We start from the raw sequence: 14,683 nt of genomic DNA on the forward strand, positions 1-14,683 counted from the left end.
GTGCGGCGGACTTCCGGGAACACCGGGGCGGCCCGGCCTCTGGCGCCGGCGGACGCCCGGCCACTACGCTCGGGCCCCATGACCGCCGAGACCACGCGAGAGCTGCCCGCCGACGCCGGGGCGGGTGCCGCGGCATCCGTCACCGCCGACCCGTGCCGCCCGCCGAACCTGCGCCTGCGCGAGCGGCCCTTCGACTGGATCTTCATCGTGATGTTCTCGCTGTTCACGATCACGAGCCTGATCAGCGACCTGCTGCCGTCGATCGGCGTGGACTTCTCGCAGCCGTCGTCGAACTTCTTCGTGAACTCGAACTGGTGGTACGCGCACGACACCGATCCGCTGTTCATGGAGCCGCCGACCTGGATGCGCATCGTCACGGGGCTGTCGGCGTTCGTGTACATGCCGTTCTACATCGTGCTGGTGATCTCGCTCGTGAAGGGGTTCAACTGGATCCAGTTGCCGAGCGTGATCTACGCGACCATGATCTCGACCATCACGGGCATCATCGTGTTCGGCGTCGAGTTCTTCGGCGAGCCCGAGTGGGTCACCCCGAACCCGGTGAAGTTCCTCGCGTTCAACCTGCCGTACGTGCTCGTGCCGATCGTGCTGCTCGTGCGCATGCGCAAGCCGCTGCCCTTCGCCCGTCGGTTCTGACCCGGCGGCCGGGCGCCGGCGGCAGGGTTAGGCTCGCTCGCATGAGTTCCACCGCGCCCGACCCCTCCGACCCGGTCACCCGAGGCGAGGAGCAGATCCTCGACCATGCCGAGGCGGTCGGCCAGCTGCGCCGGCTGCTCCGCGCCGACCAGGTGGTGACGGATGCCGCGGCGCTCGCCTCGTACGCGCACGACGACGCCGAGTGGGCGCCGTTCGAACTGCCGCTCGCCGTGGTGCTCGCCGAGCACGACGACGACGTCGTGGCCGTGGTGCGGTTCGCCGCAGCATCCGGGATCCGCATCGTGCCGCGCGGCGCGGGCACGGGGCTCTCGGGCGGGGCGAACGCCGTGGCCCGCAGCATCGTGCTCTCGCTCGAGCGCATGACGCGCATCGTCGAGATCGACGCCGCCGAGCGGTTCGCGGTCGCCGAGGCCGGGGTCATCAACGACGTGCTGCGCCAGGCGGTGGCCGAGCAGGGCCTCTGGTATCCGCCCGACCCGGCGAGCTACCGCATCTCGACGATCGGCGGCAATGCGGCGACGAACGCGGGCGGCATCTGCTGCGTGAAGTACGGGGTGACGCGCGACTACGTCCTGGGGCTCCGGGTGGTGCTCGCCGACGGCGAGATCGTCGACCTCGGCCGCCGCACCGCGAAGGGCGTCACCGGCTACGACCTCACCGCGCTCATGGTCGGGTCGGAGGGCACGCTCGGCATCATTACGCGGGTCACCGTGAAGCTCCTGCCGCTCGCGGGTCGCGAGGAGCGCGCGATCGTCGGCGCGTTCGGCTCGCTCGTCGCGGCTGGCGACGCGGTCGCCGCGATCAGCGCCTCCGGCATCGTGCCGTCGGCGCTCGAGATCCTCGACCGCACGTGCGTCGAGGCCGTCGACGCGTGGCAGGGACTCGGGCTCCCGCACGGGGTCGACACGCTGCTGCTCGCGAAGGTCGACGAGGTGGGTGCGCTCGGCGAGCGGCACGCCGCATCCGTCGCGGAGTTCATGGCCGGCGCCGGCGCGCTCTCGGTGGAGCAGGCCGTCGAGGCCGACGAGGTCGATCGCCTCTTCATGGCGCGCCGCCTCGCCTACCCCGCCCTCGAGCGACTCGGGCCGGTGCTCACCGAAGACGTCTGCGTGCCGCGCGGCGCGGTGCCCGAGATGCTCGCGCGCATCCAGGCGGCGGCCGCCGAGTACGACGTCGTGATCGCGAACATCGCGCACGCCGGCGACGGCAACCTGCACCCGCTCATCATCGCGCCCGAGGGCGACGACGCCGCCAAGGCCCGGGCGAAGCTCGCCTTCGACCGCATCGTCGACGAGTGCAGCGAGCTGGGCGGCACGGTCACCGGCGAGCACGGCGTCGGGCTGCTGAAGCTCCCCGGTGCACGCGCGGAGCTCAGCGACCGCGTGCTCGGCATGCACTCGGCGATCAAGCAGGCGCTCGACCCGAACGGGGTGCTGAACCCGGGCAAGGCGTTCCCCGCGTAGCGTCGCCGAGCGCGCCACGGTCCGGCCCTGTCGCCCGAGGCATCACCGGGTCTAGGGTCGGGCGCATGGAGGATTCGCCGCATCGCGAATCGTGGTTCGCCTCGCGGTGGCGTGCCGTTCGCGGGGTGTTCCGGCGCGACACGCTGGGCAAGGACGCCCTCGCGGGCACGGTCCTCGGAATCGAGAGCGTTCCGGACGGCCTGGCGATCGGGTTGCTCGCCGGCGTCAACCCGGTGGCGGGTATCTACGCGTTCCTGTTCGGCATGGCCGGTGCGGCCCTGGTCACGAGCAGCACGTTCATGGCGGTGCAGGCGACGAGCGCGATGGCGCTCATCGTCTCGGACACCGACCTCTCCACGCGGGCCGATCCCGATCGGGCGCTGTACACGCTCGCCGTGCTCTCCGGCGTGGTCATGATCGTCGCCGGAGCCCTCGGCGGCGGCCGGATGCTGCGCTTCGTGCCGACCGCGGTGATGGTGGGCTTCGTGTCGGCGGTCGGGGTCAACATCGTGCTCGGCCAGCTCGCGAACCTGACCGGGTACGCCGGGGAAGGGGCGAACCGCCTGTTCAAGGCGATCGACACGTTCGCCAACGTCGGGTCGTTCGACCTGCCCAGCGTCGTCGTTGGGATCACCACCATCGTGCTCATCGTGGTGCTCACGCGCACGCCGCTGCGATCGCTCGGTCTCGTCGTCGCGATCGCTGCGGGTTCCGGCCTCGCGGCGCTCTTCATCCACGCATTCGGGAGCGGCGTGATGCTCGTCGGCGACGTCGCCGACGTGCCGAGCGGGCTGCCCGCCCCGTCGCTGCCCACCCTCGACGACCTGGGCTATCTCGCCGTGCCCGCGCTCTCGCTCGCGTTCGTGGGCCTGGTGCAGGGTGCCGGGGTCGCCGCCGGCGTGCCGAACGCCGACGGACGCCCGGCCGACGCCGACCGCAACTTCATCGGTCAGGGCGTCGGCAGCATCGTCGCGGGCGTCTTCCGGGGCATGCCGGTCGGCGGGTCGATGTCGGGCTCGGCATTGATCGTCGCTGCGGGCGCGCGCACCCGCCTCGCGCTGTTCATCGCGGCGATCGTGATGGCGGTGCTGATCGTCGTCGCGTCCGGGGTGGTCTCCCTCGTGGCGATGCCCGCCCTGGCAGGGCTCCTCATCGTCGTCGGCGTGCAGGCGGTGAAGCCCGCGCGCATCCAGTCCGTCGCGAAGACGGGCCCGCTGCAGACGACCGTGATGGTGGTCACGTTCGCGCTCACCCTGCTCATCCCGCTGCAGTTCGCGGTGCTCGTCGGGGTGGGTCTCGCCGTCATCCTGTTCGTCGCGCAGCAGTCGAACCGCATCCGCGTCCGCCGGCTCGAGTTCCACGGCGCGAGCCGACTGCGCGAGGTCGAGCCGATGGCCGTGGTGCCGCCGCACGACGTCGTCGTGCTGCAGCCGTACGGCAACCTCTCGTACGCGACGGCACCGGTCTTCGAAGCGCTGCTGCCGAAGGTCGACGACGACTCGCGCGGGTCGGTCGTCATCGTGCGCCTGCGCGGCATCGACGACCTCGGCCTCTCCGCGGTCGCGGTGCTGGAGCGCTACCTCGACGACCTCGAACGCCACGACTCGGCGCTCTGGCTCGCGGTCGCCGGCCGGCGGCTCGCCGACCAGTTGGCCGCCGGCGGCCTGCTCGACCGCCTCGGTCCCGCCCGCGTGTACGAGAGCTCGGAGTGGATCGGCGAGGCGGTGCACCGTGCGCACGACGACGCATGGGAGTGGGTGCGTGCGAGGCAGTGACGTCGGGCGGGGCGGCCCTCAGCGGGCGAGGAACGCCAGCAGCTCGCGATTGAACCGCGCGGGCTGCTCGATGTTCGCGGCGTGCCCGTCGTGCTCGATGACGACGGACGTCGCAGAGGTGTTCAGCGCAGCGGATGCCGCGGCGTGCGCCGCGGGCCAGAACTCGCTCTCTGCGCCTGCGACGAAGAGCGTGGGCACGGTCGCCGCCGCGATCGTCGGGCGCCAGTCGGCGACGGCGTGGTCGTGCAGCAGCGCGAGCTCGGCGCCGGTGAAGGTCGGCTTGCCGCCCTTCGGCAGCTCCATGGCCCGGAGGATGCGGGCGATGCGCACGAGGCCCTTCGCCTTCGCCGGGAAGCGGCCCGGGTCTGGGATGCCGGTGGCGAAGAACGTGTCGCGGTTCGAGGCGTCGTAGTCGTAGAACCCGAACGCCCAGCCGTCGTCGTTCAGCATCTTGGGCGTCTGGTCCACGATCACGATGTCGCGGACGCGGGCTGCGGCATCCGGGGCCTCCTGCAGCATGGCCCAGACGGCGTTGCCGCCCATCGACTGACCGACGAGGCTCGCGTCGTGCAGGTCGAGCGCTTCGAGCAGGTCGCGGATGTCGGCGCCGTGCCGGCGCATGGTGTGCCCGTCGGCAGGGCCGACCTCCGACCCGCCGTGCCCGCGCCGGTCGAACGCGATGACCCGCAGGCCAGCCCGCTCGAGCGCCCTGACCTGGTAGCGCCAGCTCGTCGCGGCCGCCTTGAACCCCGCGACGAGCACGACCGGCCTGCCGGCCGGGTCGCCCCACTCGAGGTAGTGCAGGTCGACGCCGTCGGAACTCGTGATGCTGGGCATGGTCGATCTTCTCCCGATGGTGGTCGCGGTGCCAGGGTGGGTGCGGCCGGATCAGCCGAGCGGGTCGGCCGCCAGGTCGCGCGTGCGGTAGAACTCGTGGTCCCAGAGCGCGTAGATGGCCCAGGTGGGCAGGATGTACGACTCGGGCATGAAGTCGCGCTGCGACGCGTGGATCTGCCAGCCCTCGAACTTCGTGCCGACCTCGGCGGGCATCGCGTAGTCGGGCTCGGGCTGGTTCGCGACGACGAACGCGCCGACCTTGCCGCCGAACGCGACGAGGGCCTTGGTCGGGCTGATCGTGTAGACGATGTGGTCGGGGCCCGTGTACGACCCTCCGGCCTCCTCGAGCTGGGCGATCGCGAGCTCGGTGACGTGCCCCATCTGCATGTGGTCCTTGTGGCCGGTCGCGCCGCTCGCGGGCCAGAACGTCACGACGACGTCGGGCTTCACGCGTCGCATGGTCGCGGCGACCCGGTCGACGAGTTCCTGCTCGTCGACCTCGGGCACGCCGCCGTCGGGGTAGTCCCAGACCTCGTGCTCGTCGACGCCGAGGTTGAAGCTGTTCTTCAGGGCCTCGGCCTTGCGGATGTCGCCAAGGTCCTCCTGGCGGCCCACGACCGGCCCCTGCTCGCCGGCCTCGCCTCGGGTGGCCGTGATCATGGCCGTGTACGCGCCGTCGCGGTGCTTCGCGCGGTAGAACAGGCCGTTCACGGTCTGCTCGTCGTCGGGGTGGGCGAACACGCCGAGCACGCGGGTGCCGCCGAGCTCGCCGACGACGGATTCGACGCCCTTCGCGGAGGGCTCGTGGAAGAGGTCGCGTCCGGCCCAGTACACCCCGCCGACGAGGGCGAGGACGACGGCCGAGACGATGATGAGCGCGACGGTGCGCTTGCGCATGGGGGTGCTTTCGGGTCGGGCGGATGCCGCGCGGCGGCGTGGGTGCGCCTGGTGCCACGGGCGTGGGGGTTGCAGCATGCTACTCCGCGACATCCGCCCGATCGAATCGCGTTCGGTATCGGCCTGCCGAGCGGGCGGGTGGCGGTGCGGGCGCCGGAGGCGGAGGATGGGCGGGTGAGCGTGATGACGCCATGAGCTCGCCGACGGCTCCGCCGTCGACCCCGACCTCCACGCCCGGGCGCGTGCAGGCCGTGTACTTCACGCTGCTCGTCGGCAACACCCTCGCCGCGTCGTTCATCTGGGGCATCAACACGCTGTTCCTGCTCGATGCGGGCCTGTCGAACCTCGAGGCGTTCGCGGCGAACTCGTTCTTCTCGATCGGCATGGTGATCTTCGAGGTGCCGACGGGCGTGGTGGCCGACACGCTCGGCAGGCGCGTGTCGTACCTGCTCGGAACGGTGACGCTCGCGGTCACGACGGCGCTGTACTACCTGCTGTGGGTGTGGCACTCGCCCTTCTGGGCGTGGGCGCTCGTGTCGGTGCTGCTCGGCCTCGGCTTCACGTTCTTCTCCGGCGCGGTCGAGGCCTGGCTCGTCGACGCCCTGACGGCGACCGGGTACACGGGCAGCCTCGAGAAGGTCTTCGGCCGCGGGGTGTCGGTCGCCGGCATCGCCATGCTGGGCGGGTCGACGCTCGGCGGTGTGGTCGCGCAGGCGACCGATCTCGGGGTGCCCTTCCTCATGCGCGCCGGGGTGCTCGTGCTCATGTTCGTGGTCGCCGCGCTGCTCATGCGGGATCTCGGATTCACGCCGGCCGGTCGCGGGCATCCGATCGCGGCCACGAAGCAGGTGCTCGTCGGGTCGCTGAAGTACGGGCTCGGCAGGCCGGGGGTCCGCTACATGATGCTCGCCTCGATGTTCACGACGGGCGTCGGCTTCTACGTGTTCTACGCGCTGCAGCCGTACCTGCTCGAACTCTGGGGCGACGAGGAGGCCTACTCGATCGCGGGCCTCGCGGCGGGCATCGTCGCCGGGTCGCAGATCATCGGCGGGCTCGTCGCGCCGTGGCTGCGGCGGCGGTTCCGCAAGCGCACGACGTCGATCATGCTCGCGGTGGGCGTGAGCGCGGCGATCCTCGTGGTGCTCGGCGTGAACCGCAGCTTCTGGGCGGCACTCGTGCTGCTCGTGCTCTGGGCGCTCATCGATGCGGCGGCCGGGCCCGTGCGCCAGGCGTACCTGAACGACATGATCCCGTCGAGCCAGCGTGCGACGGTGCTCTCGTTCGACTCGCTCATCGGCAGCACGGGCGCGGCGGTGGTGCAGCCGGTGCTCGGACGATCGGCGGATGTCTGGGGCTACCCCGTCTCGCTCGCGCTCAGCGGCATCGTGCAGGCGTTCGCAGTGCCCTTCGTCTGGCTCAGCCGCCGCAGCGGCGAGGCGGCCGACACGGCGACGACGGTCGCCGCGGCCGAGGATCCGGAGGCGTCGTCAGGGTCGTGAGCCGCGGCATCCGTTCGGCCTCGCTCACCGCGCTGCCCGCGAGCGTGCTCGCGTCGGGACGATGCCGCGATGCCGCGATGCCGCGCTGCCCGCGGCTGTCGCGCGTGCCGGGGGTCAGCCCCTGGCGGGCTGACCCTTGTCGAATCGGGGGGTGATGAACTTTGCGGCGACCCACCCGAGGATCGCGGTGATGAGCCAGACGACGACGGTGGCGAGGATCCATCCGCCGATGCCGTCGAAGCTCACGCCGCTGAACAGCGAGGCGACCCAGAGTGCGAGGAAGGTGGAGATCAGGCCCGCGATGCCGGCCACGGTGGGCGCTGAGCGATGGAAGATGCTGCGCACGAGCCACTCGACGAGGGCCTGCACGATGGCGAAGATCAGGATCGCGACGATGAACCCGCCGGGGTGTACGTGGAAGCCGGGCACGAGTAGCGAGGCGAGCAGCAGCGCGATCGCCGCCGTTGCGAGGAAGACCGCGAGGTTGAGGAGGGTGCGCACCATGCGGTGAGCGTATCGCTCGCCGGGCCCTCCCGGGCCGATGACATGCCCTGAGCATGTCCTGAGAGGGTTGTGCCCCGAATGGGGGGTGTTGGTACCGTTGACTGATGTCACTGCGCCGTGGAATCACCCGGCATCGTCGAATGCCTCCCGCCCGCACCCCGAGCGGTGCGGGCGCCAGGAGAGCCTCGAACCCCGCCAGGAGAGCCTCGAACCCCGCCAGGCGAGGCCCGAGCACGAGAACGCTCGTGATCGGCTTGGCCGGCGTCATCGCGATGTGCGGCCTCGGCGCGACCGCCGGAGTGCACGCGGCCGGCGGCGACGACGCCTCGCCCGCGGTGCTGCTCGCGAAGGTGCTCGGATCCGATCAGGAGCCCGAGGGGCTCGGCACCGACGCGTCGGGTGTGCGGCCGATCGACGAGGGACCCGAAGGGCAGGGTGCAGACGGAGCGCCGCCCGAAGTCGCGCCGACCGACGCCCCGGCGCCCACGGCCACGCCCGCGCCGCCGGCCGACACGGCTCCACCCGTAGACCCCGCGCCCGCACCCGACGGCGACGCTCCCGACCAGGCCCTCGACCCGAGCGACCCGCTGTCGCCCGAGTACAACCCCTACACGACCGTCGGCGATCCCGCCTACGTCACCGACGACCAGAAGGCGACCTGGCTCGGGCGCGAGGCCGTCGTGCGCACGTGCATGGCCGACGCCGGGTTCGAGTACCTCGACTGGCAGTGGTGGCTGGGCGGCAGCCCGCAACCCGCGGACCTCTCGACCGATGCGGCCGCGGCATGGACGGCCGCGTTGCGGGGCACGCCCGAGACCGACGACGGCTGCCAGGCGCAGGCGCTGCGCGCGGCGGAGGAGGCCGAGGCCGCGGGCACGCCGCTCAGGGCCGACCTTCCGGCGCCGCCCGGACCCGAGGTGCCGACCGAGCGCGAGAACTGGCTCGCGTTCCAGGCCGCGGTGCGCTCGTGCATGGCCGATCAGGGCCTCGAGTACCGGTACTGGGAGTACTGGAACCCCGCCTACGACGCATCGGGCGGCTCGCCCGCGATGCCTCCCGGGCTCACGGGCGACGCCCTCACCGCGTGGAACCTGGCGGCGTTCGGCGACACGAGCAACACGAACGCCGGCGGCGGGTGCTGGGCGAGCGGGCTCCAGACCAGCGGGTACCGCACGTTCGACTGAACGCGCGGCGCCGATCCGGGGTGCGCGCTCAGGCGCGGTGTCCGCGCGCCGACCGGGAGCGAGCCCCAGCACGGGTGCGGCGCGCCGGTCGGGAGCGGTCTGCGACCCGACTACGCCGTGAGCTCGACCACGGAGCCGTTCAGCTCGCGGCCGTCCGCGGCATCCGTGCTCCAGAGGTCGACGACGGATGTCGCGAGCAGGTCTTCGAGGCCCGCGAGCGACTGCACGCGGAACGTGACCGCGGCCGCGGGCGCGTCGGCCTTCGCGAACCCCTGCGCGAGCGAGCGCATCCAGGACTCGCTCGCCGCCTTCACCGCCGTGTAGTTGGCGCCGCCGGCCGTGGGCGAGGCGACCGTCGTCGACGAGACCATCGCGATGCGGCCCGCGGGCGAGTCGACGAGATCGTCGTAGAACGCGCGGCTCACGTAGCGGAGCGCGGTGAACGAGCGCGCGAGGAACTCGTAGTCCTCGTTCGTCTGCCCGGCGATGCCGCCGCCGCCGCGCCATCCGCCGACCAGGTGGATCACGCCGTCGACGTCGCCGATGCCCGCGTGCACGCGCATCGCGAGCTCGAGCACGTCGTCGCCGTCGGTGAGGTCGGCGACCTCGCCCACGACGCCCGGGATCTCGGCCTCGAGCGCGTCGACGCGGCCCTGGTCGCTGCCGACCGCGATCACCCGGGCACCCGCCGCGACGAGGGCGCGCGCGACGGTTCGGCCCGAGTCGCCGGTCGCCCCGGCGATCAGGATGGTGCGGCCGGCGACGCCGGTGGGCTGTTCGGTCATGTCGGCTCCCCTTCGAGCGTCTGGAGTCCAGGTGAACGTGCGCTGCTCAGGCCGGAACCTCTCGATCGGTCCTGAGCAGCGTACGTCGTCCTGATGCGGCGGTCGAGCAGCCGCTCGAGCGTCAGCGGTCGAGCGTCAGGCGCTGGCGGCCGTGATGCCGACCGTCGACTCGATGACGGGCTTCATCTTCTTGTCGAGCGCCTCGAAGAACATCGACAGCGGGAACTCGTCGTCCATCACGAGGTCGGTGTAGCCCTTCGGCGGGCCGGCGAGCACCTCGCGCGGCAGCCCCTCGGCCCAGACAGACGCGGGGTTCGGCGTCACGACGCTCGTGACGAGGTCGTAGGCGGCGAGCCAGTGCACGGTCTTCGGCCGGTCGATCGACTTCCAGTACAGCTCGTCGATCGCGTCGCCCAGCTCGACGACCGCGTCGGGCACGGCGTCCCAGTCGAAGGTCAGCTTCACGTCGGTCCAGTCGAGCACGTGCTTGCGGTGCAGCCACGCGAACAGCAGCTGGCCGCCGAGTCCGTCGTAGTTGCGCACGCGCGAGCCGGTGATCGCGAAGCGGAAGATGCGGTCGAAGATCACCGCGTACTGCACGAGCTTGCCGGTCGTGCGCATCTGCTCCTCGACGTCGGTGAGCTCCTCGCCCGCAGCGACGCGGGCGTCGAGGCCGCGCTGGATCTTGACCGACTCGCGGAAGGCGGTGAGGTCGCAGCGCAGCTCCTCGAGCGAGTACAGGAAGAACGGCATGCGCTGCTTGATCATGAACGGGTCGAACGGCAGGTCGCCGCGCATGTGCGTGCGGTCGTGGATGATGTCCCACATCACGAACGTGCGCTCGGCGAGCTCCTGGTCGTCGAGCAGCGCGGCCGCGTCGTCGGGCAGGTCGAGCTTCGTGATCTCGGATGCCGCGCGCACGACCCTGCGGTAGCGGGCCGCCTCGCGGTCCTGGAAGATCGCGCCCCACGTGAACGGCGGGATCTCGCGCATCGCGACGGTCTCGGGGAAGAGCACGGCCGAGTTCGTGTCGTACCCGGGCGTGAAGTCGACGAGGCGCAGGCTCACGAACAGCTTGTTGCCGTAGTCGCCGGCTTCGAGCGCCGCGATGAACTCGGGCCAGATCGTCTCGACCACGAGCGCCTCGACATGGCGGTCGGGCGAGCCGTTCTGCGTGACCATGGGAAAGACGACGAGGTGACGGATGCCGTCGACCCGCTGCTGCTGGGGCTGGAACGCCACGAGCGAGTCGAGGAAGTCGGGCACGCCGAAGCCCTCGGCCTGCCAGCGGCGGAAGTCGACGACGGATGCCGCGAGGTACGCCCGCTCGTGCGGGAACCGCGGCGCGAGGGCCTCGATCGACGCGACGACCGTGTCGACGAGTTCGCCGGCGCGGGCGTGGTCGGAGGCGTCGGCGACCGAGCCGTCCTTGATCTGGAGGCCCTGCAGTTCGGTGGCCGCGGCCTTGAGCGCGAGCCAGGCCGGGTCGGTCTCGACGCCGGCGGCGAGGGCGATCTCGGCCGCGGTGGCGGGCGTGGCCAGCTCGTCTTCGAGGACCTCGGGTTCGCCGATGATGGCGTCGGCAGCAGTGGTCGACATGTGAACCTCCGTTCCTCGGGATGCGTGCCGATCGGCACTCGTGGCGCGCGGGGAATCAGCGCGCACATCAAGGCTACGAGTCATCCGTGTGCGATTGATTGAGAACCGGCGCACGATTGCTGCGTTTCGAGGCCGGATCGCAGAACGGATCGCGGGTCGGTGGAACATGCGTGCGCGGGCCCCGCCCGGCGGCGCGCGGGGCGGCGGCGGTAGCATCCGCAGCATGGCGGACACGGGTGCGGCAGGGGACGGATCGGGCGGCGGCATGACCGCGGAGGCGCTCGCCGCGGCGATCGACGCCGCCGGTGATCCGGTCGACGCCGAGTTCCTCCAGCGCTTCTTCAAGACCGGGCCGGGCGAGTACGGCGAGGGCGACGTCTTCGTCGGCGTGCGCGTGCCCGTCACGCGCCGCATCGTGAAGGGCTTCGAACGGATGCCGGTGGCCGAGGCATCCGCTCTGCTCGAGAGCCCCGTGCACGAGCACCGCCTGGCGGCGCTCATCGTCATGGTGCGGCAGTTCGAGATCGCGGGCCGGGCGCGCTCGCGCGACGATGACGCCCGGGCCGCGCTGCACGCGGCCTACCTCGATGCCGTGCGGGCGGGGCACGTGAACAACTGGGACCTCGTCGACTCGTCGGCCGAGTATCTGGTCGGCGAGCACCTGCGCGCCGAGATCCTGCGCGCCGAGGTCCTGCGCGGCGGGGGCGGTTCGGGCAGGGTCGGACCGGGCGGCGACCTGACGCTGCTCGACGAGCTCGCGGCATCCGCCTCGCTGTGGGAGCGTCGCGTGGCGGTGCTCTCGACCTTCGCGTTCATCAAGGCCGGTGACGCCGGGCCGATCCTGCACCTGGCCCCGAGGCTGCTCGACGACCGCGAGGACCTCATGCACAAGGCCGTCGGGTGGATGCTGCGCGAGGCCGGCAAGCGAGTGGACCGCGCGGTGCTCACGGGGTTCCTCGACGAGTACGCGCCGCGGATGCCGCGCACGATGCTGTCGTACGCGACCGAGCACCTCTCGCCCGAGGAGCGCGCCTTCTACCGCCAGCGGCGCTGACCGCAGCGCGCGCCACGACGTTTCGTCGGTTCACGCCGCTTCGGATGCGTCGTGGAACGCGCGTGGGCCGGCGAAAGGTCGTCGCGGCGGCTCACCAGGGCTCGTCGACCGTCGGGAGCAGGCCTCGGAACTTCTCGACGGCATCGGGGAAGCACTCGTCGAGCACCTCGGTGGCGTTGACCTCGGAACCGTAGTCGCCCGTGAGTCGGAGCCCGACGACGGCGTTGATGAGCATGCCGATGGCGAAGAAGGTGCGGGTCTCTTCGGCCGAGAAGCCGGCCTCGGTTCGGATGCACTGCCACAGGGCGCTGAAGCCGGCCCGCGCGACCCGGCCGATCTCGGCCTCGCCGCCCATCGCGGTCGACCCTGCGATCACGGGGAGCATGCCGCGCTCGGCGAGCAGCCCGGTGTACGCGGCCCCCAGGCGCTTCTCGCGACCTTCGGCCGGCCCGGGGATCGATGCCCGGAAGGCGTCGAGCAGGCGGTCGTAGGCGCGCTGGACGACCTCGATGTAGAGCTTCTCCTTGGTGCCGAACAGGCGCACGACGTACGGCTGGCTCACGCCGGCCGCGCGGGCAACCTCGTCGGTCGTCGTGCCGACGTAGGTCTTGGCTCCGAAGACCGCCGTCGCCGCGATCAGGATCTGCTCGCGCCGATCCGCAGCGCTCATACGACCGCCGGCCGGTGCGGCGGACTCGAGGATCTCGGCGGCTTCGGGACTCATGCTTGACATGTTATCAGTCGATTACTACAGTGCAAGAAATCGTAAGTAATCATCCGATAACAACAATCTCGAATCCAAGGAGTCGTGCCATGTCCACCACGGCCGAATCGACCTCGATCACCGCCGAAGGCCGGGCGACGGATGCCGCGGGCGGCCCGCTCGGTGCCGCCGGCGCCACCGGCAACGCCCCGGGCGGCACGCCCGCGGCATCCGCCCGCCGCCTCCGCCCGTTCTGGCTCGTGCTGCTCGCCGCGGCGCTGCCCATGTTCATGGCCACGCTCGACAACCTCGTCATGACGAACGCGCTGCCCGTGCTGCACGCCGACCTCGGGGCATCCGTCGAGGAACTGCAGTGGTTCATGAACGCCTACACGCTCGCCTTCGCGAGCACGATCCTCATGGCCGTCGCGATCGGCGATCGCTTCGGCCGTCGAACCGTGTTCGTCATCGGCATCGCCGTCTTCACGCTGAGCTCGGCGCTCGCCGCACTCGCCGCGGACCCCGGCCAGTTGATCGCGGCGCGCGCCGCCCAGGGATTCGGCGCCGCCGCGATCATGCCGCTCTCGCTCACCCTGCTCGCGGGTTCCGTGCCGCTGGCGCGACGGGCGCTCGCGATCGGCATCTGGGGCGGCGTCTCGGGCCTCGGAGTCGCAGTCGGGCCGCTCGTCGGCGGCGCCGTGATCGAGGGCTGGTCGTGGCAGGCCATCTTCTGGATCAACGTGCCCATCGGCGTGATCGCCGTCGTGCTCGCACTCGTGGCCCTCCCGAACAGCTTCGGCGCCAAGCTCCGCGCCGACCTCGTCGGTCTGGCGCTCTCGGGCCTCGGCCTGCTCGCCCTCGTGTACGGCATCGTGCGCGGCAACGACGCGGGCTGGGACAGCACCGAGGTGCTGGCCGGACTCATCGGCGGCGGCATCCTGCTGCTCGCATTCGTGTTCTGGGAGACGCGGGCCAAGGCGCCGCTGCTGCCGCTCCGGCTGTTCCGCGACCGCAGCTTCAGCGTCGCGAACCTCGTCGGGTTCGGCTTCAGCTTCGGGGCGTTCGGATCGGTGTTCATCCTGATCCAGTTCCTCCAGGTCGTGCAGGGCGCGAGCCCGCTCGAAGCCGCCGTGCAGACGACCCCGTGGACGCTCGCGCCGATGATCGTCGCCCCGATCGCCGGCATCATCGCACCGCGCGTCGGCACGCGCACGCTCATCGTGATCGGCAACCTGCTGCTCGGCGGAGCGCTGCTCTGGCTCGCCGGACTCCTCGACGCGAGTGTCGAGTATCCCGCGTACGTCGCGCCGTTCGTGCTCGCCGGTGTCGGCATGGGGCTCGTGTTCGCGCCGTCGGCGACGGCGGTGCTCGCCACCATGGCGCCGGTCGACCACGCCAAGGCCAGCGGCACCAACTCGATGGTGCGCGAGGTGGGCATCGCGCTCGGCATCGCGGTGTCGACGGCCGTGTTCACCGGGGCCGGTGGCGCGCTGACGCCCGACCTCTACCAGGTCGGCGCCCAGCCGGCCGTCATCGTGGCGGGCGTCGTGCTGCTCGCGACCGCGATCGTGGCGTTCGCGCTTCCGTCGGGTCGACAGCTCGCAGGCGCGTCGGTCGGCGCGCAGCCGGGTGCGGCCGCCTGACGACGAGGCCCCGACGCACGACGAAGCCCCCGCCCGGAGCATCCGGAGCGGGGGCTTCTGCGAGC

Annotated in this window: 13 protein-coding genes; 7 read left to right on the forward strand and 6 right to left on the reverse strand. The window is 71.6% G+C overall.

The window, feature by feature from the left end:
* Positions 1 to 78 precede the first annotated feature (78 nt).
* From ACFVS8_RS17075 to ACFVS8_RS17085, 3 genes are all read left to right on the forward strand, one after another.
* Positions 79 to 654 carry an EXPERA domain-containing protein gene (locus ACFVS8_RS17075; protein ID WP_387064943.1) on the forward strand — a complete coding sequence of 192 codons (576 nt, stop codon included), beginning with the start codon at positions 79 to 81 and terminating at the stop codon, positions 652 to 654.
* A gap of 41 nt (positions 655 to 695) precedes the next feature.
* Positions 696 to 2,138 (forward strand): FAD-binding oxidoreductase, encoded by a 1,443-nt coding sequence (locus ACFVS8_RS17080; RefSeq protein WP_387064946.1) that lies wholly within the window; start codon positions 696 to 698, stop codon positions 2,136 to 2,138.
* A 65-nt stretch (positions 2,139 to 2,203) separates the two neighbouring features.
* On the forward strand, positions 2,204 to 3,913 hold the full coding sequence (locus ACFVS8_RS17085; protein WP_387064949.1) for a SulP family inorganic anion transporter: 1,710 nt from the start codon (positions 2,204 to 2,206) through the stop codon (positions 3,911 to 3,913).
* A gap of 18 nt (positions 3,914 to 3,931) precedes the next feature.
* Here ACFVS8_RS17085 and ACFVS8_RS17090 read toward each other — a convergent pair whose 3' ends face one another.
* A complete protein-coding gene (locus ACFVS8_RS17090) occupies positions 3,932 to 4,750 on the reverse strand; it encodes an alpha/beta fold hydrolase (RefSeq protein ID WP_387064952.1) in 819 nt (272 codons plus the stop codon).
* A 51-nt stretch (positions 4,751 to 4,801) separates the two neighbouring features.
* A complete protein-coding gene (locus tag ACFVS8_RS17095) occupies positions 4,802 to 5,647 on the reverse strand; it encodes a PIG-L deacetylase family protein (RefSeq protein ID WP_387064954.1) in 846 nt (281 codons plus the stop codon).
* Positions 5,648 to 5,838: 191 nt separating this feature from the next.
* Between ACFVS8_RS17095 and ACFVS8_RS17100 the strand changes: the two genes are divergently transcribed.
* Positions 5,839 to 7,146, forward strand: a complete 1,308-nt coding sequence (locus ACFVS8_RS17100; protein ID WP_387064956.1) for an MFS transporter — start codon at positions 5,839 to 5,841, stop codon at positions 7,144 to 7,146.
* 114 nt (positions 7,147 to 7,260) lie between these two features.
* Here ACFVS8_RS17100 and ACFVS8_RS17105 read toward each other — a convergent pair whose 3' ends face one another.
* Entirely contained in the window at positions 7,261 to 7,650 is a 390-nt protein-coding gene (locus tag ACFVS8_RS17105) for a phage holin family protein (protein WP_387064959.1), read from the reverse strand.
* Between the two features lie 245 nt (positions 7,651 to 7,895).
* Here ACFVS8_RS17105 and ACFVS8_RS17110 point away from each other — a divergent pair, with 245 nt between their 5' ends.
* Positions 7,896 to 8,834: a hypothetical protein gene (locus tag ACFVS8_RS17110; RefSeq protein ID WP_387064961.1), complete on the forward strand. Its 939-nt coding sequence runs from the start codon at positions 7,896 to 7,898 to the stop codon at positions 8,832 to 8,834.
* A gap of 110 nt (positions 8,835 to 8,944) precedes the next feature.
* On the opposite strand, the gene ACFVS8_RS17115 is transcribed toward ACFVS8_RS17110, so the two are convergent.
* Both ACFVS8_RS17115 and ACFVS8_RS17120 read right to left on the reverse strand, forming a co-directional pair.
* Positions 8,945 to 9,619, reverse strand: coding sequence for an SDR family NAD(P)-dependent oxidoreductase (locus ACFVS8_RS17115; protein ID WP_387064964.1), 675 nt, complete (start codon positions 9,617 to 9,619; stop codon positions 8,945 to 8,947).
* 135 nt (positions 9,620 to 9,754) lie between these two features.
* Positions 9,755 to 11,218: a DUF6421 family protein gene (locus ACFVS8_RS17120; protein ID WP_387064966.1), complete on the reverse strand. Its 1,464-nt coding sequence runs from the start codon at positions 11,216 to 11,218 to the stop codon at positions 9,755 to 9,757.
* A gap of 223 nt (positions 11,219 to 11,441) precedes the next feature.
* Here ACFVS8_RS17120 and ACFVS8_RS17125 point away from each other — a divergent pair, with 223 nt between their 5' ends.
* On the forward strand, positions 11,442 to 12,272 hold the full coding sequence (locus ACFVS8_RS17125; protein WP_387064969.1) for a DNA alkylation repair protein: 831 nt from the start codon (positions 11,442 to 11,444) through the stop codon (positions 12,270 to 12,272).
* Positions 12,273 to 12,363: 91 nt separating this feature from the next.
* Here the strand turns inward: ACFVS8_RS17125 and ACFVS8_RS17130 are convergent, their stop codons facing one another.
* Positions 12,364 to 12,996, reverse strand: coding sequence for a TetR/AcrR family transcriptional regulator (locus ACFVS8_RS17130; protein ID WP_387064971.1), 633 nt, complete (start codon positions 12,994 to 12,996; stop codon positions 12,364 to 12,366).
* An 89-nt stretch (positions 12,997 to 13,085) separates the two neighbouring features.
* Between ACFVS8_RS17130 and ACFVS8_RS17135 the strand changes: the two genes are divergently transcribed.
* Positions 13,086 to 14,618 (forward strand): MFS transporter, encoded by a 1,533-nt coding sequence (locus ACFVS8_RS17135; RefSeq protein WP_387064974.1) that lies wholly within the window; start codon positions 13,086 to 13,088, stop codon positions 14,616 to 14,618.
* The last annotated feature ends 65 nt before the right edge of the window (positions 14,619 to 14,683 follow it).

This window comes from Agromyces sp. NPDC058110 (assembly GCF_042884735.1).
GTDB lineage: Bacteria > Actinomycetota > Actinomycetes > Actinomycetales > Microbacteriaceae > Agromyces.

Coding starts and splice junctions, on each gene's coding strand:
- ACFVS8_RS17075 (WP_387064943.1), top strand. CDS start 79: ATGACCGCCGAGACCACGCGAGAGCTGCCCGCCGACGCCGGGGCGGGT.
- ACFVS8_RS17080 (WP_387064946.1), top strand. CDS start 696: ATGAGTTCCACCGCGCCCGACCCCTCCGACCCGGTCACCCGAGGCGAG.
- ACFVS8_RS17085 (WP_387064949.1), top strand. CDS start 2,204: ATGGAGGATTCGCCGCATCGCGAATCGTGGTTCGCCTCGCGGTGGCGT.
- ACFVS8_RS17090 (WP_387064952.1), bottom strand. CDS start 4,750: ATGCCCAGCATCACGAGTTCCGACGGCGTCGACCTGCACTACCTCGAG.
- ACFVS8_RS17095 (WP_387064954.1), bottom strand. CDS start 5,647: ATGCGCAAGCGCACCGTCGCGCTCATCATCGTCTCGGCCGTCGTCCTC.
- ACFVS8_RS17100 (WP_387064956.1), top strand. CDS start 5,839: ATGAGCTCGCCGACGGCTCCGCCGTCGACCCCGACCTCCACGCCCGGG.
- ACFVS8_RS17105 (WP_387064959.1), bottom strand. CDS start 7,650: ATGGTGCGCACCCTCCTCAACCTCGCGGTCTTCCTCGCAACGGCGGCG.
- ACFVS8_RS17115 (WP_387064964.1), bottom strand. CDS start 9,619: ATGACCGAACAGCCCACCGGCGTCGCCGGCCGCACCATCCTGATCGCC.
- ACFVS8_RS17120 (WP_387064966.1), bottom strand. CDS start 11,218: ATGTCGACCACTGCTGCCGACGCCATCATCGGCGAACCCGAGGTCCTC.
- ACFVS8_RS17125 (WP_387064969.1), top strand. CDS start 11,442: ATGGCGGACACGGGTGCGGCAGGGGACGGATCGGGCGGCGGCATGACC.
- ACFVS8_RS17130 (WP_387064971.1), bottom strand. CDS start 12,996: ATGAGTCCCGAAGCCGCCGAGATCCTCGAGTCCGCCGCACCGGCCGGC.
- ACFVS8_RS17135 (WP_387064974.1), top strand. CDS start 13,086: ATGTCCACCACGGCCGAATCGACCTCGATCACCGCCGAAGGCCGGGCG.